Here is a 1,032-nt window from a genome sequence, read left to right as displayed (position 1 = left end):
GCCGACGGCCGTCGACTCTTCCCGATCGCGACGCCAGGTCAGCTGCGCCGTGCCGGCTGGTCGGCCGGCCCGACGCGCCTGGGCCACGCCGGGCGGGACCGGTCAGCTCGCGGCGAGCGCCGCGTCCGACGAGAACACCAGGCCGACGCTGGCCGCGCCGGTCTTCAGCGCGTTCTTGGTCTGCGGGCCGCCCGCGTCCAGCGAGCTGAACGAGCCGGCCTTGAAGTCGTAGACCTGGACGAGACCCGCCTGGCACTTGGGCCGCTGCGGGCACTCCGGCGGGCCGGCCAGCACGGTGGCCTGACCGGAGCACTTGCCGGCCAGGTCGGAGAGCGTGGTGACCTGGTACTTGTCGGCGAACGCCTTGGTGACCGCGAAGGCGTTCTGGTCCTGCGCCTGGGACGGCTGGCCGAAGCTGATGCCGACCTTGTCGCCCTCGGTCTTGAGCGCCTGGACCGTCTTGTCCAGCTCCGGCGAGGAGACCGGCTGGGCGTCCTTGCCGTTGGCCTTGGTGTTGAGGAACTCGGCCATGGTGGCCGCGTACTCCGGGACGACCTGGATCTGGCCCTTCTCCAGCGCCGGCTCGTAGAGCTCGCGGTTGCCGATGGTCTGCACCTTGACCTGGTAGCCGGCCGCGGTGAGCGAGAGCTTGTAGAGCTCGGCGATGATCTGGCTCTCACTGAAGTTGCCGGCGCCGACCGTGATCTGCCCGCTCTGGTCCTTCGTGATCCCCTCGGTGACGCCGTTCGCGTCGGCGAACTCCTTCGCCGCCACCTGCGGGGTCTTCCGGTCGACGTCGACCGAGCGGTTCAGCTCGATCAACTTGGCGGTGTCCAGCTTCGCGGAGACCTTGTCCAGCGCGGCGACGAGCTGCGGCGTCGCCGCCTTGGCGTTGATCGCCGGCAGGACGTTGTCGGTGTTCTGGAGCTTCTTGTCATCGGTCCGGCCTGGAGGATATTGGCTGGAACTCGCGGGCGGCCGACCGGATCGCCCGTCGGACACGCGGCCGGCCCGACCTGGGTCGCGCCGGGA

1 protein-coding gene is annotated in these 1,032 nt (G+C 70.2%); it reads right to left on the bottom strand.

The window, feature by feature from the left end; genetic code table 11:
- Nucleotides 1-102: 102 nt before the first annotated feature.
- Nucleotides 103-1,032: glycine betaine ABC transporter substrate-binding protein (locus ACWEVO_RS37100; protein ID WP_452312037.1), on the bottom strand; the 930-nt coding region annotated here is incomplete at its 5' end.

The sequence above is a fragment of the Micromonospora sp. NPDC003776 genome (genome assembly GCF_053605645.1).
Note: the sequence above shows the minus strand (reverse complement) of the source record. Positions and strands in the feature narration are given on the sequence as shown.